Annotated in this window: 19 protein-coding genes; 9 read left to right on the forward strand and 10 right to left on the reverse strand. The window is 65.0% G+C overall.

Going from position 1 to position 22,332, the window contains the following annotated elements:
• Positions 1-64 precede the first annotated feature (64 nt).
• Positions 65-1,009, forward strand: a complete 945-nt coding sequence (locus HKK74_RS40490; protein WP_312882019.1) for a metalloregulator ArsR/SmtB family transcription factor — start codon at positions 65-67, stop codon at positions 1,007-1,009.
• Positions 1,010-1,453: an SRPBCC family protein gene (locus HKK74_RS32825; protein ID WP_187247284.1), complete on the forward strand. Its 444-nt coding sequence runs from the start codon at positions 1,010-1,012 to the stop codon at positions 1,451-1,453. It begins immediately after the preceding gene.
• Between the two features lie 292 nt (positions 1,454-1,745).
• Here the strand turns inward: HKK74_RS32825 and HKK74_RS32830 are convergent, their stop codons facing one another.
• Positions 1,746-2,948: a cysteine desulfurase family protein gene (locus tag HKK74_RS32830; protein ID WP_222723021.1), complete on the reverse strand. Its 1,203-nt coding sequence runs from the start codon at positions 2,946-2,948 to the stop codon at positions 1,746-1,748.
• A 163-nt stretch (positions 2,949-3,111) separates the two neighbouring features.
• A complete protein-coding gene (gene selD / locus HKK74_RS32835) occupies positions 3,112-4,182 on the reverse strand; it encodes a selenide, water dikinase SelD (protein WP_187247285.1) in 1,071 nt (356 codons plus the stop codon).
• 607 nt (positions 4,183-4,789) lie between these two features.
• On the opposite strand from selD, the gene senA reads away from it, so the two are divergent.
• Together senA and senB are read left to right on the forward strand one after the other, a co-directional pair.
• Entirely contained in the window at positions 4,790-6,079 is a 1,290-nt protein-coding gene (senA, locus tag HKK74_RS32840) for a selenoneine synthase SenA (RefSeq protein WP_187247286.1), read from the forward strand.
• Entirely contained in the window at positions 6,076-7,038 is a 963-nt protein-coding gene (gene senB / locus HKK74_RS32845) for a selenoneine biosynthesis selenosugar synthase SenB (protein WP_187247287.1), read from the forward strand. The genes senA and senB overlap by 4 nt, the downstream gene beginning before the upstream one ends.
• 134 nt (positions 7,039-7,172) lie before the next feature.
• Here senB and HKK74_RS32850 read toward each other — a convergent pair whose 3' ends face one another.
• The 6 genes from HKK74_RS32850 to HKK74_RS32870 all read right to left on the reverse strand — a co-directional run bounded on the left by HKK74_RS32850 (position 7,173) and on the right by HKK74_RS32870 (position 12,676).
• On the reverse strand, positions 7,173-8,378 hold the full coding sequence (locus tag HKK74_RS32850; protein ID WP_187247288.1) for a ferritin-like domain-containing protein: 1,206 nt from the start codon (positions 8,376-8,378) through the stop codon (positions 7,173-7,175).
• Positions 8,375-8,701 carry a substrate-binding domain-containing protein gene (locus HKK74_RS39400; protein WP_222723022.1) on the reverse strand — a complete coding sequence of 109 codons (327 nt, stop codon included), beginning with the start codon at positions 8,699-8,701 and terminating at the stop codon, positions 8,375-8,377. Before HKK74_RS39400 ends, HKK74_RS32850 begins: the two co-directional genes overlap by 4 nt.
• 23 nt (positions 8,702-8,724) lie before the next feature.
• Positions 8,725-9,225, reverse strand: a complete 501-nt coding sequence (locus tag HKK74_RS39405; protein WP_222723023.1) for a phosphate/phosphite/phosphonate ABC transporter substrate-binding protein — start codon at positions 9,223-9,225, stop codon at positions 8,725-8,727.
• Between the two features lie 9 nt (positions 9,226-9,234).
• Positions 9,235-10,386 carry an acyl-CoA dehydrogenase family protein gene (locus HKK74_RS32860; RefSeq protein ID WP_187247289.1) on the reverse strand — a complete coding sequence of 384 codons (1,152 nt, stop codon included), beginning with the start codon at positions 10,384-10,386 and terminating at the stop codon, positions 9,235-9,237.
• A gap of 504 nt (positions 10,387-10,890) precedes the next feature.
• Positions 10,891-11,718, reverse strand: coding sequence for a class I SAM-dependent methyltransferase (locus tag HKK74_RS32865; protein WP_187247290.1), 828 nt, complete (start codon positions 11,716-11,718; stop codon positions 10,891-10,893).
• Positions 11,719-12,241: 523 nt separating this feature from the next.
• Positions 12,242-12,676, reverse strand: a complete 435-nt coding sequence (locus HKK74_RS32870; protein WP_187247291.1) for an SRPBCC family protein — start codon at positions 12,674-12,676, stop codon at positions 12,242-12,244.
• A 425-nt stretch (positions 12,677-13,101) separates the two neighbouring features.
• On the opposite strand from HKK74_RS32870, the gene HKK74_RS32875 reads away from it, so the two are divergent.
• Complete coding sequence (locus HKK74_RS32875; RefSeq protein ID WP_187247292.1) at positions 13,102-13,581, forward strand: VOC family protein; 480 nt, start codon at positions 13,102-13,104, stop codon at positions 13,579-13,581.
• A gap of 831 nt (positions 13,582-14,412) precedes the next feature.
• Positions 14,413-15,180 (forward strand): hypothetical protein, encoded by a 768-nt coding sequence (locus tag HKK74_RS32880; protein WP_187247293.1) that lies wholly within the window; start codon positions 14,413-14,415, stop codon positions 15,178-15,180.
• Between the two features lie 30 nt (positions 15,181-15,210).
• Here the strand turns inward: HKK74_RS32880 and HKK74_RS32885 are convergent, their stop codons facing one another.
• Positions 15,211-16,272, reverse strand: coding sequence for a ParB/RepB/Spo0J family partition protein (locus HKK74_RS32885; RefSeq protein ID WP_187247294.1), 1,062 nt, complete (start codon positions 16,270-16,272; stop codon positions 15,211-15,213).
• 642 nt (positions 16,273-16,914) lie between these two features.
• Positions 16,915-17,949 carry an alpha/beta hydrolase gene (locus HKK74_RS32890; protein ID WP_187247295.1) on the reverse strand — a complete coding sequence of 345 codons (1,035 nt, stop codon included), beginning with the start codon at positions 17,947-17,949 and terminating at the stop codon, positions 16,915-16,917.
• A 173-nt stretch (positions 17,950-18,122) separates the two neighbouring features.
• On the opposite strand from HKK74_RS32890, the gene HKK74_RS41685 reads away from it, so the two are divergent.
• The 3 genes from HKK74_RS41685 to HKK74_RS32905 all read left to right on the forward strand — a co-directional run bounded on the left by HKK74_RS41685 (position 18,123) and on the right by HKK74_RS32905 (position 22,254).
• Positions 18,123-19,379 carry a cytochrome P450 gene (locus tag HKK74_RS41685; protein ID WP_187247296.1) on the forward strand — a complete coding sequence of 419 codons (1,257 nt, stop codon included), beginning with the start codon at positions 18,123-18,125 and terminating at the stop codon, positions 19,377-19,379.
• 195 nt (positions 19,380-19,574) lie between these two features.
• On the forward strand, positions 19,575-20,906 hold the full coding sequence (locus HKK74_RS32900) for an ABC1 kinase family protein (protein ID WP_187247297.1): 1,332 nt from the start codon (positions 19,575-19,577) through the stop codon (positions 20,904-20,906).
• A gap of 139 nt (positions 20,907-21,045) precedes the next feature.
• Positions 21,046-22,254, forward strand: a complete 1,209-nt coding sequence (locus HKK74_RS32905; protein WP_187247298.1) for a MalY/PatB family protein — start codon at positions 21,046-21,048, stop codon at positions 22,252-22,254.
• Positions 22,255-22,332 lie beyond the last annotated feature (78 nt).

Below are 22,332 nucleotides of genomic sequence, written 5' to 3' on the forward strand. Positions count from 1 at the left end.
CCGGCGCCACCGAGCCAGAGCCGCCGGCGGGGGAGTGGCCTCCCCAGCGTGCGGAGACCGTCTCGTGCGCCTGGCCACGTCGGCATCCGTCGTGCTGCTGGCGCTGATCGCGGCCACCGTCTCCTATCGACACATGCATGAACTCGCTCTCATGCATGGCTCTCGACACTCTGGACAGGAGCATATCGTAAGGCTAGGCTTACCGTTCGTGGTGACTTACCAAGCGGGGGATGGATGGGAGGTGTTGGGGGATCGCACCAGGCGTGCCATCGTCGAATGCCTGGCCGAGCGACCGCAGGCGGTCGGCGAGCTTGCCGCAGAGTTGCCGGTCAGCCGACCCGCGGTGTCCCAGCATCTGAAGGTGCTGAAGGACGCGGGACTGGTCACCGAGCGCGCAGTCGGCACCCGCCGGATCTATCGGCTCAACCCGGTCGGTATGAGCGCATTGCACGACCAGCTCGAAACCTTCTGGAACCGAGCCCTGGCCGGCTACAACGACGTCGTCGAACAACCGACAGGAGATGTCATGACCCAAGCAGCGACCACGGTGGTTCGCGGGCAGGTCATCGTTGAGGCACCAATCGACCGAGCCTTCACCGTGTTCACCGAGCGGTTCGGCGATTTCAAACCCCCAGAGCACAACCTGCTCGGTGTGGCGATCGCCGAGACCGTCTTCGAACCGAAGGTCGGTGGTCACATCTACGATCGCGGTGTCGACGGCAGCGAATGCCGATGGGCACGCGTTCTTGCCTACGAGCCGCCGGACCGTGTTGTGTTCAGCTGGGACATCAGCCCCCAGTGGCAGATCGAGACTGATCCGGACAACACCAGCGAGGTCGAAGTCCGGTTCGTCGCCGAGACCCCGCAGCGTACTCGGGTAGAGCTGGAGCACCGCAATATCGACCGTCACGGCCCCGGCTGGCAGGCCGTCGGCGATGGCGTCGGCGACGACGCCGGATGGCCGCTGTACCTGGCTCGGTACGCCGCACTGTTCATCGAGGGCAGCTGAATGCCGTCGATCGTCACAAGTACCGAGGTGAACCGGTGCGCGGAGGACGTGTTCGCCTACGCCACTGACCCGACCCGCTTTCCCGAGTGGCAGAAGGGCGTCGTCGCCGGTTATATGGACGAGCCGGGCACCCCCAGCGTGGGCGCGCGATGCCTGACCACCCGGCGCATCGGCTTCGTCAAACGTTCGATCACGGCCGAAGTCGCGCACATCGACCCACCCAAGACCTGGGGTGTCTGCGGTATGGACGGACCAGTCCGGGCCCGCGTCGACGTCACCGTCGAGTCCCTGACCGCCGATCGATCCCGCCTGACCATCGCCATCGACTTCGAAGGCCACGGCATCGGGAAGGTCCTCGTCCCGCTCGTCATCCGCCGCGAGGCTCGCAAGGAGATGCCGACCAACCTTGCGACGCTGAAGCAGCGCCTCGAGCGCCAGACCTAGTCTCGCGGTTCATTTGCGGCGGTCCCCGGATTTTGATCGGGAAGGCGAAAGTGCCTTCTGAACCGGGACGATGTGGCTTGTCTGCCAAGGCCTCCGCCGCTCGCCAGGAAGGCACCTTCCGCGTGCACGCCGCCGGGTCGCGTCGAAGCTTGCCGTCTCGGCTGACGGCACCCGGATCATCGTCCGCCGCGAACACTCCCACACCGCCACTCAGCCATGGCCACCGATACCAGCGGCGGCCGAAATCGCCAGTCCACGGCCATCAGAACAGCTCGGGCATCCGAAGCGAAGCTCATCGGGTTTCGATCGTCTTGGACAGGAGGCGCTTGGCTGCTTCGGCGATCAGATTTGAGGCTTCGGTCACGTCGTCGCGCGTGGTCCATCGGCCGAGGGACAGTCGCAGGGCCGAAAGGGCGCGATCGGCGGGCTGGCCCATGGCGGAGAGCACAGGTGAGGGCTCCGGGGCACCCGAATGGCAGGCCGAGCCGGTGGCGGCGGCGATTTCGGGGATCATGGTGAGAAGGTCTTGGCCTTGCAGCCCCTTGATGCCGATGTTGAGAGTGTTGGGCAGCCGGTGGTCCGGGTGGCCGTTGAGGTGCAGCCGTTCAGGCAATCTCGCTTCGAGGTTGTCGTATAGAAGATCGCGTAGGCGGCTGAGCCGCCGCTGGGAGCCTGCGAGGTCGATTCGGGCTAGCTCGGCGGCTGTGCCGAGGGCGACGGTTAGGGCGACGTTCTCGGTGCCGGCTCGGAGGCCGCGTTCTTGGCCGCCGCCTGGGACGATGGGTTCCAGAGGGACGTCGGGGCGTACATAGAGGGCACCGATGCCCTTGGGCGCGTACAACTTGTGGCCTGCGATCGAGAGCAGGTCGACATCGTTGACGCTCACCGGGATCTTGCCTACGGCCTGGGCGGCGTCGGTATGGAAGAGAGCCCCATGGTCATGGGCTATGCGGGCGAGTTCGCTGACGGGTTGCAGCACGCCGGTCTCGTTGTTCGCCGTCATGATCGACACTAGGGCCGTACGAGTGGTGATGGCGTCGGCGAGGTCGCGCGGGTCGACTCGGCCTTCGCGATCGACGGGCAAGAAGGAGACCTCCGTGCCGTACCTGCGTTGCAGGGCTCGGCAGCATTCCAGTACCGCTGGATGCTCGGTGACCTGAGTGATCACGTGCGCATCGGCGGGATGCCGGGCGAGGGCGACTCCATGGATCGCGAGGGCGTCGGCTTCGGAACCTCCGGAGGTGAAGACGATCTCCGAGGCATCGGCGCCGATCAGCTGTGCGAGTTGCGTGCGGGCTTGGGCGAGGGCCCGGAGGGGTTCGTCGGCGTACCAATGGCTGCTCGCGGGATTGCCGAAGTGCGTGGTGAGGAAGGGCAGGGCTGCCTCGGTGACGCGCGGGTCGACCGGTGTGGGCCCGTTGTAGTCGAGATAGATCGGACCGCTGTCGAGGCCGTGGCTCACCGGGTTCTCCAGAAGGTTGGAATCTCGTACCAAGAAAGTCTGGGTAGCTGACCGGCGTCTCGACACTGCCCTCCTGCGGTCCGCCAATATCGGGAGGGTGCAACATGGTGAGTTGCCTACACATCGAACTGGTGCCCGTATGGAGAGGTGCTTCGTGGGCGTCACTCCTCACCGACCATGAAGCACTCGGTCGAGGTCAGGAGGCGGTTCTCCGCACGTTGATGGCGCCGGCCGGCCCGGCGGCCGTGCGGCCGATCACCGCGGCCGTCAGCCCACGCCGCTGGAGGGCGGCGAGCAGTTCGGTGTCCTCCTGGGGAACCGACAGCAGCAGGCCCCCGGAGGTCTGAGCATCGTGCAGCAGCGTCGAAAGGGCCGAGGTCACGTCGCCGTCCACGGTGACGGCGTCTTTGAGCCGTTCGATGTTGGCGCGGGTCCCCCCGGAAACGAAACCGGCGTCGACGAGGTCGATCGCCCCCGGTAGCAGCGGTACCCGGTCGGCGAAGACGGTGGCGGCGACGCCGCTGGCCCGCAGCATGCGGTGCAGGTGGCCGAGCAGGCTGAACCCGGTCACGTCGGTGGCGGCCCGGACGCCGGCGGCCAGTGCCAGTTCGCTGGCGCCGGCATTGAGAAGCGTCATGCAGTCCACCGCGGCTTGGATGGTGGACTCGTCCGCGGCCCCGTTCTTCAGTGCCGTCGCGACCACGCCGGTGCCAATGGGTTTGGTCAGGACCAGCTGTTGGCCCTCCGCGATCTGGTCGATGGCGAAGAGGTGATCGGGATGGGCCATGCCGACAACGGCCATGCCGTACTTGGGCACCGCGTCGTCGACGGTGTGACCGCCGACGACCGGACACCCGGCCTCGGTGGCCACGTCGGCGCCTCCGCGAAGGACGTCGCCGAGCAACTCGATCGGCAAGTCGCTGCCCGGCCACGCGGCCAGGTTGACCGCGATGAGCGGGCGGCCGCCCATGGCGTACACGTCGGACAGCGCGTTGGCTGCCGCGATCCGGCCCCAGTCATAGGCGTCGTCGACGATCGGCGTGAAGAAGTCCGTGGTGAGCACGAGCGCGCGTTCGTCGTCCAGACGCAGAACCGCCGCGTCGTCGCCCTCGAGCGCGCCGATCAGGAGATCGCCTGAGGCCGGCTGCAGGCCGGGCGTGAGGGATGAGAGGAGGTTTTCGAGCTTGGACATCGGCAGCTTGCATGCGCAGCCTGCGCCAGGAGAGAGGGATGTCAGGCGGGCGGCCTTGGCGGCTGGAACGCTCATCCAATTCCTCCGCAATTCTATGGAGTTCTATTTATCTGGACGTTAGCAGGTGCCCGGCTGTGGGGGAAGGAGAAGCCACCGGGGGGAGTACGGCGGCGTAGACGGCGAGCACGATGCCGCCGAGCCATGCTGCCAGGGAAAATGCATGTCCCATTTGTGGCCTGAGCGAGGGATCGCTCCGCGGCTCCGGGCAGGTAATCGGCCACGTTCTTGACCCCTGGAATGCGGGCGCTGATGGTCGTCGAGGACGACCATGTAGATGAGGATCAGCCGATGGAGGTCATGCTCCTGCCGACGCGCCTGCGCAACAGAGCATCCATCGCTCTCCCGGGAGTCAACACCGTCGATATCGCTGATTCGCGGTTGCTGCATGAGGGTGAAACAGGAGGATGCTCCAGCGGCTGGCCGAGCGCAAGGGACTGGACTGGCTCCGCATGACGATGGGACCCAAACAGGGACGAAGGCGTCTGGGTGATCGACCGTGACTTGGAGCTCGCCGTCTCTTCTATGCCTACGCGCTGTGTGCACTCGGACGCTGGCTGAAGGTGGCCGATCGGGCATGAAATAACCGGGTATGGGATACGGGAGCAATCCCTTGGGAGGCGGCATGCGGGCAAACGCTGCAGAAGCCGAAGACCTGGCCGGCTGGGTGACCGACGGGTGCGAACGGGCCATTCAGCTGGTCGCGGACCTGGACGACGAGCAGATGGTGGGACCGATGCTCCCCACCGTGAATCCGCTGATCTGGGAGATCGGGCACCTGGCTTGGTTCCAGGAGAAGTTCGTGCTGCGGGATGCCTGCGGGCACAAGCCGATCCTCTCCTACACGGACTCGATCTATGACTCTGGCGCCATCCCTCACGACACTCGTTGGCGGCTGGTCCTCCCTTCGCGTGAAGAGAGCATCGCGTACATGCGCTTGGTCGCGGAGCGGGTCGCCGAGGAGGTCCGCAGGCTGGATGCCACCGACGTCGTGCGGCATTTTGCCCGCTACACCGTTCACCACTACGACACCCATACCGAGGCGTTCACCTACACCCGCCAGGGCTTGGGTTACGCCCCGCCAGAACTGCCTGGTCTCACCGATGCCGAGGCACCCGAGGGAGCCGGCGGGCTTCAAGGAGACGTTGAAGTCTCTGGAGGAAGGTTCCTGCTCGGGGCATGGCATGGTGATCAGTTCGTGTACGACAACGAGAAGTGGGCCCACGAGGTCGAGGTGGCTCCGTTCACCATCGCGAAGGCTCTGGTGACGCAAGCAGAGTTCGCCACCTTCGTCGAAGCGGGTGGCTACGCCGACCCTCGATGGTGGTCGGACGGCGGCGAGTGGCTCTCCGTGACGGCGGCAGCCCACCCTCTCTACTGGCGCGGCGAGCCCGGGAACTGGCAGCGCCGGCACTTCGACCGCTGGCTTGACCTGGAGCCCGACCTTCCCGTGAGTCATGTCTGCTGGTGGGAAGCCGACGCCTATTGCCGCTGGGCCGGGCGGCGACTGCCCACTGAGGCCGAGTGGGAGTACGCGGCGACCGGTGGCTCCCGGAGCAAGTCGAGCTACCCGTGGGGAGACGGGCCCGCCGGACCCAAGAACGCGGCGACTGACTGGCGCGGACTAGGCCCGGTCGACGTTGGCACCTGCGAGGCGGGAGAGAGCCCAGTGGGATGCCGTCACATGATCGGCAACGTCTGGGAGTGGACCGCGAGCACCTTCGTCGCCTATCCCAACTTCGAGCGCGACTCCTATTACGAGAACTCCGAGCAGTTCTTCGGTAGCAGGAAGGTCCTGCGCGGCGGATCCTGGGCCACTCGCGGCCGGTACGTGCGATCCACCATGCGCAACTACTTCCCCCCGGAGCGTCGTGATGTGCTCGGCGGCTTCCGTACGTGCGCGGCGGACGGATGATCCTCCTGGTCACGCCGACCGCGCTGAACAGCGATCACGGGAACGGAGTCTCGGCGCGGCGCTGGGCGGCGATCCTGAGAGAGCTCGGCCACGAGGTGTACGTCACCCAGGAGTACCGCGGTGGTGTCTATTCGGCGCTCGTCGCGTTGCACGCCCGTAAGAGCGCGGACTCGGTGCGCGCGTTCAATGCCGACCATCCGCGGGCCCCGATCGTGGTCGCGCTGACCGGAACGGATCTCTATCCCGATCTGGACACCACGGGAGTCGACCCGGACGTCCTGGCGCTGGCCGAGCGGCTGATCGTCCTGCAGCCGCACGGTCTGCGCCAGCTCCCCCCGGCAATCGCCGACCGGGGCCGAGTGATCATTCAGTCGATGTCGGCCATCCAGGCGCAGCCGCCGCTCGCCGATCGGTTCGAGGTGGTCTTCCTCGCGCATCTGCGGCCGGTCAAGGATCCACTGCTGCTCGCCCAAGCGGTGCGGCTGCTGCCGGCGAATTCAAAGATCTTCATCAGCCATGCCGGTGCACCCCGGGACGCCGGACTGGCCGCTGAGGCGGCGACCGAGACCAACCGCAATCCTCGGTACGAATGGCTGGGGCCGATCCCGCGCGGGGGAGCCCTGGCGTTGCTCGCCCGCAGCCGTTTGCTGGCGCTCACCTCGCTTCACGAGGGCGGGGCCAACGTCGTGTCCGAGGCGCTCGCTGCGGGAGTGCCGGTGATCTCCTCTGCGATACCAGGTTCGTTCGGCCTGCTGGGTGAAGACTATCCGGGGTATTTCCCGGTCGGTGATGCAGCGGCGCTGGCCGAGATTCTCGACGCCGTGGAAGAGAATCGCGGAGATTATTACACATCGCTCAAGGAACACTGCGTGCGACTTGGCTCCCTTGTCGACCCCGCGCACGAGAAGCGCGCATTCGCCGTTCTTCTCAAGGAGCTGGGACTGCCGGTGATCGATTAGCAGGTGATCGGTGAGAATCAGCCGCGCGTTCGAACATTGTGCGCCCGCCCCTGGCGACGCGCTCACGGCCGACGTGTGGCCACGAGCAAGGGCCCGTGAGCTGACGACTCAACGGGCCCTGCGTCGTGCATCGACTACATGAAGTTGCGCGTATGAAGAGCGGAGAGGTCGGCGGCCTCGTCCGCGGGAAACCCGAGGTTGATAAGGCGGTGCTGGCGCCCCTCGTCCATGTCCTTCTGGAGCTTCTGCACCTCTTCGAAACCGCGGCCGATGGCCTCCGGCGTCCACTCGCCGGCGACGAGCGTGACCAACGCGTCGAACACGTCCTGGTTCAGCCCGGTGGAATTGCTGAGCGCTTGGTGGCGTCGTTCCACCGCGGCTCGCAGCTGACTCCGTAGAGAGGGGTCGACCTTGCTCTGATGCTGCAGGTGCGCGACGCCGAATGCGACGTGCCGGGCCTCGTCTTGCCGGGCCAGACGCGTGACCTGCCTGGTGATCGGATCGGGTGCGTGCCGGTCCAGGAAGGTCAGCAGGTTGAGGAAACTGCCCTCGCCGAGCACCGAGAGCAGGAAGGACGCCAGAGAGAAGTCAGGTTCCGTGACCAGGGTGGCCAGCGATTCGCGGCCGCTCACAGAGGAGGTCCCCATCTCTCCGCCCGTCAGGAGGGCACGCCGGGTGAAGACCTCCACATGGCGAGCCTCGTCCGCTGCCTGGACCGCGAGCAACTGGAGAACCTCGCGGAAATGCGGGTGGATGCGGCTGAGCAGCTTGGCCGGGACGACCAAGGCGGCCTGCTCGTTCTCAACCAGATAGGTCATGATCTGGACGACCGCCAGCTCGATCTCCGCGGGCAGGCTGACCTCCGCGCGCCAGTCGATGGCGGTCTCGGGGTCCCACTGGGCAGATGCGGCGTGAGCGTACAGAGACGGTGCTATGTCGGCCCAGACGTAGTCGCGGTCGGCCAGATCGAAACCGAGGTCGGGCGCACCGGGCTCGATGAGGGCTCCGCGTGCCGCAAGCCCCCAGTGCGGCTCGGCCTTGGCCTGGATCCCCCGGGGATACGGGCCGCCGGCGCGCTCGGCGCCCGTCCACCGGTCAATGTCGGTGCGGCCCCGACTGACCCAGGCACGGACCGGATCGTCCCGGTCCTCGGGGAGCCGGATGCCATGGCCCTGGGTTCGGCACCAGGCCTCCAAGTGGATGTTGAGCGCAGGGTCAGTGCCCATCACCCCGAGCTCGGCGCCCGGCTGCATGTCGAGCAATGCTCGCTGCACCAGCAGGTGGGCGCCTCGCTCGAAGCTGAGCTCGTCGAGTTCGATGAGCGGAGTGGGCCTGGTCATGGCTTGTACTCAGCGACGGTGATGACCCCCTCGGCGTCGTAGAATCCGGCCTCGTCGATAGCGGTTTCAAGGGGCGCGTATCCGTTCGTGCGCCCGGGACGCCAGACAGTGAGCCCCTCCAGATCGAACAGCGGACGGACCTGCGGGTCGGCATACGACATCGACAGCAGAAGGTCTCCGAACTGCTGCGCGAGGTCCGGCGGAACCGCGTCGGTGAGAGTGAGATTGCAGTGATCGAACATGGGGGTCTGGGCGATCATCCTGGTGCTCCCGGCGGGGAGCGTGCCCTCGCGGCCGAACAGCAGATGGTTCGAGTCGATCATGCATGCCGCCGCCACGTCGCCCGCTATAAGGGCGCGTGCGGCGTCCCGTTCGCCACCGATGTGTCGCCGTGAAGACCGACGCCCACGTCGAAGCGGCGGATGGTCACTTCCTCGCCGGGCCGCAGGCCCTTGGCCCGAAGCAGAGAGCACGGGATGAGAGTGGCCTGTGGTGAGTCCACCGCGCCCACGGCGATGGTCTCGCCCTTCAGGTCTGCGACGGCCTTGAAGGGCGACCCATCGCGGACCACGATGACCGAGGTGAGATCTTGGTCGGTGTCGCGCATAACGAGCGGGGTCAGCCGTCGCCCCTGCGATGTGGCCAGGCGGTGAGCCCGGATCCACGCCAGCGGAGAGTTCCATGCGGCGCCGATGTGACCTTCGATGAGGTCCTCTACCTGGCGCTCGTAGTTCGAATAGAGGACGAAGTCGAAGTCGAAGTCGTGTTCCGTCAGCCACGACCGGAAGCCTCCCCAGATCGTGACGACCTTGGGATCGTACGCGACGGCACCCATCATGAGGGTCATGCGTTTCTCCTAGAACAGGGCCATGCCGAGGGTGGCTCGGCCTACAAAGTCCTGGAGAGCGTCTGTGGTCGGCGCCATGACACGTGCGGCGAGGGAGTCGCGGAATGACCGATCTACTCCGAATTCCTTGCGGAAGGCTGATCCACCGCACAGCTGCATTACACCGTCCGAGACCTCTGAGGCGGCTTCTCCGGCCACCGCTTTCACCTGCAATACGCGCAGAGTGGCATCGGCGCGCTCGGTTTCCAGCGCGGTGAGGGTGTCGTTCAGGAACGCACGGACTTCGTCCGTGCGGGTCCGGAGCCGGGCGAAGCGCGCCCGATGGGTCGGCTGCTCGGCCAGTGACTGATCGAGGTGGTCGAGCCGCGTCCGCAGGAGGTGCGCCGCGGCCTTGGAGACAAGCGCCTCCATGAGCCCGAGAGAGAACGCGGCGTTGAGGATCAGGAAATGCGGGAGCGCGGATTGCAGCGCGATGTCGAGGCCGGCCCCATCCCCGCCGAGCATCGCCGTCCCGTTGACAGTGACCCCGTCGCCGGTGACGGGGTTCGAGGCGTTGCCGCGCAGGCCCAGGCCGTCGAAGGGCCCCGTGACGGTGAGGCCGGCCGCAGTGCTGGGCACCAGCCAGAGCGTCATCGGGCCGTCTCCTGCGAGGGGCCGGCTGGACCAGACGTAACTGTCCGCCTCGCCCGAAGAGGTCACCCAGCTCTTCTTGGCGTCCAGCCGTACCAGGCCGTCACCTTGTGAGATGGCCGAACTCATCGGAGCCCAAAAGTGACTGCGCGAGCCGGCTTCGGAGAAGGCCAGCGTGCTGAGGTGTTCGTCGCGTGCGATCGCGCGCCTGACGTCGTCGCTTCCGTGGGCCTCGATCACCGCTGTTGCGGCGTAGTGCATGAGCAGAACCATTGCCGTCGAGCCGCAGGCGCTGCTGAGCCTTTCGACGACGGAGGCGGCCGCTCGCATGCCTTGACCTCTGCCGCCGACCTCCTCCGCGCTGATGAGCCCCAGCAGGCCGACCTTGGTCATGGCGTCGATGTTCAGACGTGGAAACGCTCCGGTTCGATCGATCTCCGCCGCCTGCGGTGCGACGGTGGTCTCGATCACTGTGTCGACTGCATTCTGGTAATCGTACGGCACTGATCTACTCTCCCTTGTGTTGATCATGTGCGACCACCTGGAATGAACGCGTGCGCTTGGGAGCTATGCGTAACCGTAGTGTTGCATCGCATAGTGACTCTGGCAACACCGTGGATTTTTCTGGCGTGATTTAATACCTGCAAGTAAGGACGAGAGGAAAGGTGAACTGCTCATAGTTCGCACGACTGCAGCATTTCGTGCGAACGATCGAACCGGCGATATTCTTTCAGCTCGGCCGGTTTTTCTCCTCCCTGGCGGACATACGGCCCGCGAAGCGTGGATTCCGGGGTCAGAGAACCGATTCGATGCGACTCGACGGCTAGGTCGACGGGTGAAGGCTGATCCAAAGTGAGGCCTCCGCAACGCTGGCGTCTCTCTGGAACGGGGTGGTCAGGCAAACCGGCTCTTTGCGCTCGGGCGCCGACGGCCGCGTCCCCGGCGGCCGCGCGATTCACCGACGCCAGGTTACGCACCGCGCCCGAGCGAGTGCTGGTCACCACCGGGGTATCCCATCACCATGGCGCACCCCATTCATCTGCGCACGATTACGGCGAGCCAGGCCTGCGCCTGGGTCACGCCGTGGATCAGGTTGAGGTCGAAGGTATCGGCGGTGAGGGATTCGACGGACCACCCGTCGCTGAACTCCGCGCGCAGTTCTTCCGCACGGAACCGGCGTGGACCCCAGTCGCCCGGCTGCCGGTCACTGAAGCACATGAGGTAGCAAGTGCCACCAGGCCGCAGCACGGCCGCAAGGCCCGCGACGTACTTGGCCCTGTCCTCATCGTCGAATACATGGAAAACGCCGCTGTCGATCACAATGTCGGCGGTGCGGGCTTGACGCGGCAAATCGAGTGCGTCGGCGATCTCGAATCGCGCGTTCAAACCGCGCTCGGCTGCCTTCGCGCGGGCATGCGCGATCGCGGTCGGCGCGAGGTCGATGCCGGTAGCGTCCGCGCCGCGGCTCGCCGCGAGCAGTACGTGCTCACCGGTGCCGCAGCCCGCGTCGAGGACGCGGCCGGCAAATCGGCCCGCGTCCGCCAGCCGCACGAGGGCCGGCTGCGGCCGGCCGATGTCCCACGGCGGCGGAGCCTCCCCGGTATAGCTGTCGTCCCATGCCTCTTTCATGTCGCGAGCAGCGACAACGGAGGCCTCCTCGCCTTCGGGGATCACTACCACCAGCAGGTGGCGGCCCGCGAATGTGAGGCCGTAGAGCAGGGTCGTGCCTTCCTGGCCGGGAGCAGACCAGTAAGGCCGCTCGAGGACCGCCTCCCGCACTTCGTCCACGCTCACGCCGTGGAGGCCGACATGGTCATCTGACCAGTTGCTGGTCCGGACTGCCTTGAACAGAGCATGCGGCATCAGTGTTCTCCTTCGGGTTAACCATCCGACCAGCGGAGGATTGATAAAAAATTCTATAGCGCCATCTATGGCTGTGTCAGGATTCAAGAATGGATCGCGGTTAGTAGTATATGATTTTAAAGTGAAATGCTTCAAGATGTAGGAGCTGGCAGCCGCACTGGATCGGCTCCTTCGGCGGTTCGGCCCCGGCCGACCGGGGCCGGTTCTGGCCACCCGGGGACAGCCCATAACCTCGCGCCATGATGAAGTCCGGCGCCGGGGAACCATCGTCACCAACCCCGGCGGAGCTGGAGGGCGCCGTCGTCCCCGCGGTCGACGACTCGCCCCGATCCGGGCCGCGGCCGCAATCGGATGGCCTACTGGGCCAGTGGTTCCGAAGCGGTCGGCGGGGCGAACGCGCTGCGGGCAGGCCGTCGACCGCGAGCATCTGCAGCAGCGTGACGCTGTCGTCAGGTCGCGCGAGCTCAACTGTCGATTCTGGAGACGGGTACACGTGCGACGCCCATGGCCAAGGACGTGGGGTTCACCCCTCGACCCGGCGCTTGAGGTCCTTGAGCCCGGTATCCACGATCATCTTCTCGGTCTTGCGTTTCATGATCCCGATGCGCAGCAATGACGCCTCCACCGCCAGTTCGTACGTCACCTCAGTGCCGCCGTCCCGGTCCGCCAGGCGGTACGACCCGGACATGCTCGAGATCATCTTGCCGGGTTCGGATATGTCCCAGCGGACCGCGTCGTCGCCCTCCCATTCGTAGGCCAGCACATAGGTGTCCGTCATGGGGCCAGCCGAGAGGTTGAAGCGCACCCGCTCGGCCCGATACCCGTCGCCAGCGGAGACGACCTCGGCGGCCTTGATGCCCTCAGCCCAGGTCGGATAGGCCGGGAAGTCGGCGATGGCCGCCATGACCTTGGACTTACCGGCATTGATCGTGATGCTGGAACTCGTTCGGTCGGTCATGACGCTTCCCTTCGTCTGTCAGAGTCGCGGGGCACCATCTTCGCCCATGCCACCGGTGCCGTCCCGAGGCTGTTCAACTGGCACGCCGGGTCCAGGTGATGTGCAGGGCGTTGTCCGCGTCGCCAGGTTCGTAGGCCGCCACCATGTCGCTGATTGGATTTAGGGCTCCACCGCGGTCACTCGGTCGGTGGACATGCCGTCCGCATAGAGCACCCGCTGCCGTCGGTGGTGCTCTCTGTCCCAACATGACCAGCGGAACCACCCGCAAGCTGAATGGTGCCAGTGGCCGCAATACGTTGAACGAGGAGTGTTCTGACGGCCAGTAAGTGACGGTTGACGCTTTCGAAAGCGTCCGCTAACGTTCGGTGGGTCCGCTCAGCGGCCTCAGCCACGTCTCTGATCGCCCTCACCTGGAGGACCGACTCATGGCGACCAAGCCCAGCCCGATCCCAGATACATATCGGCGCATTACGCCTGCCCTTGTCGTTCGAGGTGCCGCGAAGGCCATCGAGTTCTACTCCGAGGTGTTCGAAGCGACCGAGCGTTACCGCTTCCCGGGCCCCGGCGGGACGATCTCGCACGCCGAGATCCAGATCGGGGACTCGGTCGTCATCGTCGAGGACGAGTTCCCGGAAAGGGGCACCAAGGCGCCGCCAGCAGACGGTCTCGACGGCACCCCGGTCTTCCAATACATCTACGTCGAGAACGTCGACGCGGTCTTCGAGCGAGCCGCGAAGCTCGGCGCGACGGTCAAGCGTCCGCCCCAGGACCAGTTCTACGGCGATCGGGACGGCTACATCATCGACCCGTTCGGGCATGGCTGGACCATCAGCTCGCACATAGAGGACGTGCCGCCGGACGAGCTCATGCGCCGGATGTCAGAAATGATGGGTGGCCAGGAGTAAGGTCGGCCCAGTTAATTGGCCGCTCGGCGTGTCATCGGCAAGGTAGTTGCCGTCTCCCGCGTCGTGGGGCCTGAGTCGTCCGTCCGTCGCGAGTACGTGAGCCGCAGGCGGATCATCGTGACAACGATTTCAACGACTCCGCAGGCGCTTACGCGTAGCTCCGATGTCGATCGCCTCCCAAGCCCCCAAGCCGGGCGAGGCGGGACTCGGCGTAGGCGCCCGCAGTCCATCAATGGCGGGTATGTATCCGCGTTCAGTGGGGCCGGAAAAGGACTGGTCGTCGACTCGCTCGCGCCGGGCGGTGCCTGTGCCAAGCAGGCGACCGACCCTGCCCACACGGGTGAGGGGAGTCGGATTCGGCCGGCGGGGGTCAACCATACTCGCGGCAGCCGGGCAGCGCCGGTTCACCCAAACTCGAAACTGCGGCCACAGTAGACGCAGGCGTCACATGACTCCCTTATGCTTGCCAATTCCTGACGGCCGTGACAATCTGTCATGCCTGTACATCGGAGCACGAAGAAGCTCCCGGATGGCCGACAGAAAAGAGGCCTTATGTCAAGGCTTGTGACGCCCAGGGTGGAAACTTGAAGTGGAACAAGAGTCGTAGGATGCCACGCACTCGTAGATCAATCCCCTGATCCCTTCGGTGGATAATTTCAACTTCAAATGTCCGCAATTTGTCGGCGAATTCGGAGTGCATGATGAGGCTGTCGCCTGGGTTGCGGGACTGTTTTTATATATGCGTTATCGCCAAAAGAGGGTGAGAGTTCTCACTTCTGCCATTTCTACTGAATTTATGCCAGTCGGTGGCCGGTGGAAGATGGGGCCACGGTGGAGTTTCTTGATATGGCCGATTCCCGTAAAATCAGAGATCCTGATCAGGTGAATGCGAATTGGCTGGCTCAGGCAAACCTCAGTGCGGGTCGACTCACGTCCTACGGTTTCGCGGTAGAGGCGGCATTCGGTCACCATCCATCGCGTTATCTGATCGGCCGACGCTTTAGAGGTTCCGCTGCGGTTACCGGTCTCTTCGTGCTCGGGCCGGAGAATCTCACCGGCACCCACGTGTGGATCGCTGAAGATCTGGCCAGTCGCCAATGCGACGTGCAAACATACGTGCCGACGATGAAGAGGTCCGTGCGCCTGGTCGAGCGGTACATTTTCGACTGCTTGCCGCTCACCGACATCGGGTACCTGGACCTCATGGCGTGGCGTTATCCAGGGCTCGGATCCCCTGTCGAGGGTGTAGAAATCGATATGTCCTGGAGCCGATGGCGCTCTGCCCGGCACTGCCGCTACCCAGGCCCACCCACCACACCCGGGCTGACCGTCACCGAGGCTGCCGACCCCCGTACCGGCCTGGTGGTCGCTCGGGCCGTCGCGCGCCGTCGGGAAGTCTTCCGACGCTGGGAGATCCTTGAGATGGGGGAGTCGGACATGGTCGGGTTGCCCAAGCGGATCAGAGTGTCCCGCCGGGAGTCCGGCAGTTGGACGGAGCTTCATCGCACCGGCCGGCCTGTCCCCATTCCGGAAGAGGATTTTGACGCCTCACCTGGACAGCTCAGGGATGCGCTCGAACACAGACTTCCTGCGGAGTGAACTTCCGACGCGCGGCAGCAATTCAAAAGCTCAGTCAATGAGACCTTCGCGGGTTTCGAGCTCATGCGCGAGTTGGTACCAGATGCTTCCGCATTGCCGGGCGAGTGCGGCCAGGGACCGCCGATGGTAGGCCGGAATGGAAGCAATGAGAGGATCCCAGTCACTGCGCCTTACGAGGTGGGAATGAAGCCAGCGAATCAGTGCCCTTCCAGCATCGGTTTGCTTCAGCGCCGGGTCCTTTATCAGGCTGTGCAGAATGGCCTCGATGTCGATCTCGACGGTGCCTGCCCGAGCCCGTCCCGTTTGTTTGAAGCTTGGCGTTTTGGTGTTCGCCCCATCATCAGGGGTGAATTTCTGATCAGCGCGTGAGCGAATACCGGGACTCATTACTTGAATGGGATTTTCGCCGCGGCGCATGCGTCGCCTGACGTCGTGCGCGGTGCCAACCGAGATGCCGGCCGTGGCGGCGACCTCGCGCAGTGACGCGCTCGGACGTTGTGCGATGACTTCGGCCGCTCGACGTCTTCCCTCTTGACTGCTCAATGGACGCAAGCGACCGTCGGCGCCAATTCTGCTGCTCAACTGTGAACTTTCCCCAGTTGAGCGGCTTCTGATAGCACTCACCGTCTTATGGGCGAGGCCGGTGTAGGCGCCGATCGCCCGATCGGAAAGCTGCGGATGGATGGAGAGAATCCGCGTCGCCGCAGCTCTGCGATCGGGCAGGGTGAGGGGCAGTCCGTGCACGATATTGGCCCTGACCGCCTGGATAAAACTCTCTTCCTCGTTGCCTTCGAAGAATTCGACCTCGATCTCCTTCCGCCCGGTCAGTGTCGCTGCTCTAAGCCGGTGCATGCCGTCGATGACGCGCATTGTGCTGCGGTGAACGAGGATTGGTGGAAGTGTTGTTTCCGTCTCGGCGAGTCTGCGAACATGTTCCTCATCCATTCCGCCAAGGCGGGGTGAGTCAGCAGGGAGGAGTGAACTGATCGCGACAATTTGAACATTACGCGGTTGCTGCGCGTGCGGGGGAACGGATGCGTTTATGGTCGGGAGGTTGAGGTTGGTGCCCTGACCGCTGGCCTCGTGTTCCATCTGTGCCTCTCTTCATCCCATAGCATTGCGACGGGGGTCGAAACTAGGCGCAGCCCTTGTGTGATTTACGCAGTTGGTGATGAGTTGATTCATGGGTGGCGAAGCTGGTGAAATGGTCGGTACCGTCGCCGAGCCTGTCGAGTGCGGCTCAGCTTCCGGCCGTCACCTCTGGGGGGCGCGATGGTGAGGATCCGCACGACGATGCGGCGCGGTGCCGGTGCTGCGCTTGTGCCGGACGCCCACCCGCCAAGGCCCCGGAAGGGTGGCTACGACACGTGGTGGAACGTTTTCTCAGCACGATAAGCCCTGGTCCGCGCGCCCCGCCATCCCCCAGCCCCCTCTCGACCTCTTAGTAATCCATGGAGTATTAGGAGCTACTCCGGCGAGGGTAAAATAATGTTGCGGCTCAAGCCATGTTTAAGAGGTCTTGACAGGGCGCGATAGAACTGGTTAGTTGATGGATTCGAAGTGCATGGATGCCAATAAGTGGCGGTGCGGATGTTGCCCGGCCGCTTGCCGGCCGTGCTGGCCGGGGTTGCAGCACTTGATGGCACACGCGGATCCCCACGGCGGGGGCGGCTGGTTGGCCCGGCCGCCTGATTTCCTTAATGACATCCTTACGTGCCGCCGGTGGACCACATTTCAGCCGCGTGGGGCGAGGCGCTGGGCGAGCCACGTAAGGGAAAGTGGATAGCGGTGGTCCACACCGCCGTGTCCACCCGGAAAGAGTTCGAAATGGATCTTATCCGGAGTCACACCTGCGCCGATAAGTGCCTGTTGGAACGCCTGCGCGCCGATGTCCAGATATTGTTCGTCGGTCATTCCGCTGTCGATCCATATTGCCCGCATCGAGCGCATTTCCGCAGCGAATTTGGGCACCATGCGAACCGGGTCCCACTCTTGCCATCGCCGCCAGACCGCAGGCCTGGGCATTCCGGTGTGGGGATCGAAGGGGAGTTCTGGCGTCCCATCCTCGCGGGGCGACAAGCAGGCCGAGACGCCGCGCAGGATGAGGAGTGACAGGTCTTCGGGGCGCATCACGGGAAGCCGTTCCTGAAAGTCGTGCCACCAGCGGTCGATGTCACCTCCGTATGCTCGCAGATGGCGAATGCAGAGCGGGAACTTCGCGAAGCAGGTGTATTCAAACAACGCGTCCCCGGCGTGCGTGGCCAGGCCGCCGAACAGGTCCGGACGCAGCATCGGCGTGATCATGGCGCCGAAGCCTCCGCTGGACTTTCCGACGATCCCGCGGTGATCGCGGCTTGCCAGAGTCCGATAGTGCAGGTCGACCCAGGGAACAATCTCGTCACAGAGGTAGGAGTGGTACTGACCGGTCCCCGGCGAGTCCACATATTGGCTGCCGCCAAGGCTGGTCCACGCGTCGACATAGACGACGATGGCTGGCGGAGCCCCCGCCGTGGCGAACACCTGATCCGCGGCCTCAATGAAAGGCTGCTGGAAGGGAAAGCGGTTGCGCCACATTTCCACATGTCCGAAGTAGCCCTGCAGGACATAGATCGACTGGTAGTGGTGCGTTGGCGCGTCGTCGTAACCGGGTGGAACATACACCCAGAGCGGGCGCTCGTGCGGGTCGCCCAGCGGATTCTTTCGCAACAGATCGCTTTCGATCACGTGCTCATCGAGTCGACCGGACAACTCGCTTGACCAGGGCAGCATTTGTCCTCCTAGTAATAGCGGTCTTCGATCTTGATCGGGGAGGCCGGAGTCGATCTTTAAGAAAGCATGTACATGAACAACCGTACAGATCACAAGGATTGACAGGGATTCCACACCATGGATGATCGATAGCGACATATGCCGTGAAGGCCGCACCTCGGGAGTGATGGTCAGTGACCTCCGTGACCCCCGGATCGCTCGGTGAGCTGTACGACCCGCTCGGCGTCCACATGGACGACCCGTATCCGTTCTTTGCCCGCGCTCGCCGGGAAGCCCCGATCTTTTTCTCACCAAAGGCCGACGCTTGGGTGGTGACCCGGCTGCGGGACATCAAGGAGGTGCTCCGCGACGGCAAGACGTACTCATCGTGCAACTCATTGCGGCCGCTGACGCCGCTTAGCCCGAAGGTGCAGGAGTTGCTGGCCACGGGGTATCCGGAAGTTCCCAATTTCGTCCAACTGGACGGGGAGGAACACCGGCGGCAGCGGGAGCCGGCAGCCGCGGCGTTCTCCCCGGAAATGGTGGACGCGACCGAGGCGGACATCGTGGAGCAGGCCAACGCCCTGGTCGACGCGATCATTGAGGGCGGCGTCCCGGTGGACTTCATGGGCGCCTTCGCCAACCGGCTGCCCGTGTCGGTCATCGCGAAGCTGGTGGGGTACCCGCCGGAACAGCACGAGACGATGGGCAACCTCAGCCGCAAGGCGGCCGGGATCGTCATCGGCCTTCGCTTCGAGTCGGAGGACGAGGAACTCGACGCGGCCCACGCCTGGCTCCAGTACCAGCGGATGGTCGCGCGGCTCCTGCACGAGCGCCGCGCCGAACCCCGCTTCGATCTGATGAGCGGCCTGGTCATGACCTTGGGGCCGGAGGACGACGACGCGCCGCTGCCGCTCGAGGTAGAGGCCCTCATAGTCCACATCGGCTTCGGGCTGGCCCTGGCCGGCCACATCACTACCTCGGCGCTGCTCGGCAACGGCCTGCGCGCGCTGCTGGAACATCCCGAGCAGTGGCGCCTGCTGTGTGAACGGCCGGAGCTGATACCGAGCGCCGTCGAGGAGATCGCTCGCTTCGACACCCCCACCCTCTCCTTCATGCGGCAGACCACCACTGAGACCATGCTGGCCCGGCAGCGGCTCCCGGCCGGGGCGGACGTCCTCGTCTCGCTGGCCAGCGGCAACCACGACGAGACCGTCTTCGACCGGGCCGACGAGTTCGACATCACGCGGACGCTGCCGACCAGCCACGTGGTATTCGGTTATGGCGCCCACTACTGCGTTGGCGCCCCGCTGGCTCGCCGCGAGATCGAGGTCGCGCTGAGCGTGCTCACTTCGCGGCTGCCCGGCCTGCGCCTGGTCCCAGATCAGCAGATCGCGATGCGCCCCTCGGTCAGCCAGCGCGGGCCGCTCTCCCTGCACGTCACCTGGTGAGCCGCTCCTATGGAAGTCGGCCAATAGACCTCCCGAGGTTGCCGGGGTGTGGGGCGAGGTGACGAGGGTGGAGGGAGTGCGCGGTCACCCAGCCCCGTGATGTCGAGGTGGGTGGGCCGCCGGGTCCGGCTGGTCTGGCACAGGCGCCGCTGGGAGTGCCGTGCGTCGAGGTATCCGAGTCGCTGCGTGGATGAGATGGCTCATGCCGCCTATGGCGGCCGGGGCACCGAGGAGTGGGAATGCGACATGAATGAACGGATGACCTTCTTTGCCTTCGTGCGCCGGTTGCTTCAGATCAGCGGGCTGACCGCTCTTTCCGCCGGACGCATGGCCGTCATCGCGATGACGTCGAAACGGGCCGCGCGCGCAACCCGGCTGGCGGCCGAGCTCGTGCGGCTCATCGAACGTCTCGGCGGCGCGTTCATCAAGGTGGGACAGCTGGCGGGAACACGCGTCGACCTGGTGGGACCGACCGTCGCCGACGCGCTCGGCCGGCTCCACGACAACGTGAGGCCGATGACCGCACGGCAGGCGGCGACCGTGGTCCGGCGCGCGTTTCCCCGGCCACCCGATGGCCTTACGGCGGCGCTCGCGCATCCGCCGGTGGCCAGCGGTTCCATCGCCTCGGTTTACCGGGTGGAGGTGGGCGACCGAGTCGTCGCGCTGAAGGTCCGGCGGCCGGAGATCGGCCGGGCGATCACGGTGGACATGGCGATTCTGAGCGGAATGGCCAGGGCGATGTGCCGGCTCCCCGGACTTCGGCGGGTACCGCTCGCCGAAATCATCGGCCAGGTCGGACGCTGCCTGACCGATCAGCTGGACTTCGCGGCAGAGACCAGGAGCCTGCGACAGATGCGAGAGCACCTCGCCGACTTCGCCGACATCATTGTCCCCGCCGTCATTCCTGAGCTATCAGGAGACGGCGTCATAGCGATGTCGTTCGTCGACGGGCTGAAACACGCATCGATCGAGGACCTTCCCAGTCAGGTACGCGAAGCGGAGGTCGCCGTCCTGGTCCGCGCCGTCTATCGGCTGCTGTTCATCGCCGGGTTCGTTCATGTAGACCTGCATCAGGGCAATACGTACTTCAGGCCAGACGGAACGGTCGTCCTTCTGGACGCCGGCTTCGCGTTCCAGATGAGCGGCCTGGCCCGCAGGAGGTACACAGAGTTCTTCGGCGGGATGATCCAAGGGGACGGCGAAGCCTGCGCGGACATCCTTCGATCCACCGTGCGCAGTGTCGCGCCTGCGGCGGATCTGGCGGGATTTCGCCGCGATGTCGCGGATCTCGTGGTGCGGAATGTCGGTGCCACGGCGCGGGATTTCGACCTGCCCGCCTTCTGCGTCGAGCTATTCAATCTTCAGCGCCGCTACGGCCTCTACGCCGAGCCGGAGTTCATCTTTCCCATGCTCTGCCTGCTCAGCCTCGACGGGTTGGTCAAAGAGCATTACCCGCTCATGGACTTCCAGCTCGAGGCGGCTCCTTATGTTATGCAGAGCCTGCTTTCCGAACCGGAGATCCGCTGACCAGGGCATGAGCTCGGTACACCCTTGGCCTTTGTTCACGCATCTCTTGCGGGTCATGGCGGGCGGGCGGATCCTGGCGTCGTTACCCAAGCATCCAAACCGCTAAGCGTCGCCCCCGGGTAGGAGAGAGGCACCTGCGATGACAGATCAGATCGCGCAGTCGACCGATTTTGATTTCGACAATCTCGACCTCGCCTGGCTGCGCGGCAAAGAGGGCGTGAAGTGGCGTAAGCCGGATCCTGACGTGCTGCCTGCCTGGCTAGCCGATATGGATTTTCCGGTGGCGCCACCGGTTCGCGACGCGTTGGCCGAGGCCATACACCGCGGCGATCTGGGCTATCCGGCCTGGTCGACCTGGTCGGGATTCAATCCGCTGGCCGAACCGTTCGCGGCCCGGATGACTGAGTTTTACGGGTGGCGGCCCCGGCCAGAGTGGCTGCTCAACTTCAGCGACGTCCTCCAGGTGCTCCAGATCGTACTCCACCTGACCACCAGGCCAGGGGACGCAATTGCCTTGCAGACGCCGAACTACCCGCCCTTCCTGAAGACGATCGAGTTGATGCGGAGGCGCGCTGTCGGCAACCCCATTGAGTGGTCCGGCGATGGCTGGGAATTCGATCCTCAGCGGCTGGAACACGCTGTGCGGGCATCCGGCTGCCGCACCATGATGGTCGTCAACCCGCATAACCCGACGGGACGAGTGTTCACGAGGGCGGAACTGCAGTCCCTTGCCGACATCGCAATGCGGAACGACATGCTGGTACTGGCGGACGAGGTCCTGGCCGACCTGGCCTATGCTCCGCACCACCATATCCCGCTGGCCTCCCTCGGGTCGGGGATCGCCGAGCGAACCGTCACTCTTTCCTCGATCACGAAGGCATTCAACCTCTCCGGCCTGCGTTGTGCCGTCGCGCACATCGGGCCGGCTCAGCTCAGGGCTGAAATCGGCTCCTATCCGCCGGACTTCTTCGGTCCCGTCAACGTGCTGGGCGTCGAGGCGACCAAAGCGGCGTGGCAATTCGGGGACGCATGGCTGACCGCGCTGGTCGATCACCTGCGCGGTAACAGTGATCTGGTGGCCGATACGCTGTCGGCCTACGCTCCCGGGATTCGATATGAGCCGCCGCAGGCCGCCTATCTGGCCTGGCTGGACTGCAAAGGCCTGGAACTCGGCGAAGAGCCCGCCGATTACTTCCTGACGAATGCCAGGGTCGACCTGAGTCACGGTGCCGACTTCGGGCCCGAAGGCCGTGGCTTCGCCCGGCTGAACTTCGCGACGTCCAAGGAAATCCTCGCCGAGATATTGAGCCGGATGACGACGGCCATCGCCGCTCGATATCCCGCTTGAGCGCTGTCCGGGCCCGGCGGGTCCTGGTTATGGTCTGCGCGAGTTGCCGTCGATGGCCCCTAGGCCTCGCGTGAGTCC

It is taken from the genome of Actinomadura alba (assembly GCF_014323705.1).
Classification (GTDB): Bacteria; Actinomycetota; Actinomycetes; order Streptosporangiales; family Streptosporangiaceae; genus Actinomadura_C; species Actinomadura_C alba.

Bases quoted from the DNA above. Each gene is read 5' to 3' on its own strand.
- selD (WP_187247285.1), bottom strand. From the start codon at position 4,182: ATGAGCGTTCCAGCCGCCAAGGCCGCCCGCCTGACATCCCTCTCTCCT.
- HKK74_RS32900 (WP_187247297.1), top strand. From the start codon at position 19,575: ATGGCTCATGCCGCCTATGGCGGCCGGGGCACCGAGGAGTGGGAATGC.
- HKK74_RS32825 (WP_187247284.1), top strand. From the start codon at position 1,010: ATGCCGTCGATCGTCACAAGTACCGAGGTGAACCGGTGCGCGGAGGAC.
- HKK74_RS32905 (WP_187247298.1), top strand. From the start codon at position 21,046: ATGACAGATCAGATCGCGCAGTCGACCGATTTTGATTTCGACAATCTC.
- HKK74_RS32865 (WP_187247290.1), bottom strand. From the start codon at position 11,718: ATGCCGCATGCTCTGTTCAAGGCAGTCCGGACCAGCAACTGGTCAGAT.
- HKK74_RS32860 (WP_187247289.1), bottom strand. From the start codon at position 10,386: ATGATCAACACAAGGGAGAGTAGATCAGTGCCGTACGATTACCAGAAT.
- HKK74_RS39405 (WP_222723023.1), bottom strand. From the start codon at position 9,225: ATGACCCTCATGATGGGTGCCGTCGCGTACGATCCCAAGGTCGTCACG.
- HKK74_RS32870 (WP_187247291.1), bottom strand. From the start codon at position 12,676: ATGACCGACCGAACGAGTTCCAGCATCACGATCAATGCCGGTAAGTCC.
- senB (WP_187247287.1), top strand. From the start codon at position 6,076: ATGATCCTCCTGGTCACGCCGACCGCGCTGAACAGCGATCACGGGAAC.
- HKK74_RS32850 (WP_187247288.1), bottom strand. From the start codon at position 8,378: ATGACCAGGCCCACTCCGCTCATCGAACTCGACGAGCTCAGCTTCGAG.
- HKK74_RS39400 (WP_222723022.1), bottom strand. From the start codon at position 8,701: ATGATCGACTCGAACCATCTGCTGTTCGGCCGCGAGGGCACGCTCCCC.
- HKK74_RS32890 (WP_187247295.1), bottom strand. From the start codon at position 17,949: ATGCTGCCCTGGTCAAGCGAGTTGTCCGGTCGACTCGATGAGCACGTG.
- senA (WP_187247286.1), top strand. From the start codon at position 4,790: ATGCGGGCAAACGCTGCAGAAGCCGAAGACCTGGCCGGCTGGGTGACC.
- HKK74_RS32875 (WP_187247292.1), top strand. From the start codon at position 13,102: ATGGCGACCAAGCCCAGCCCGATCCCAGATACATATCGGCGCATTACG.
- HKK74_RS32885 (WP_187247294.1), bottom strand. From the start codon at position 16,272: ATGGAACACGAGGCCAGCGGTCAGGGCACCAACCTCAACCTCCCGACC.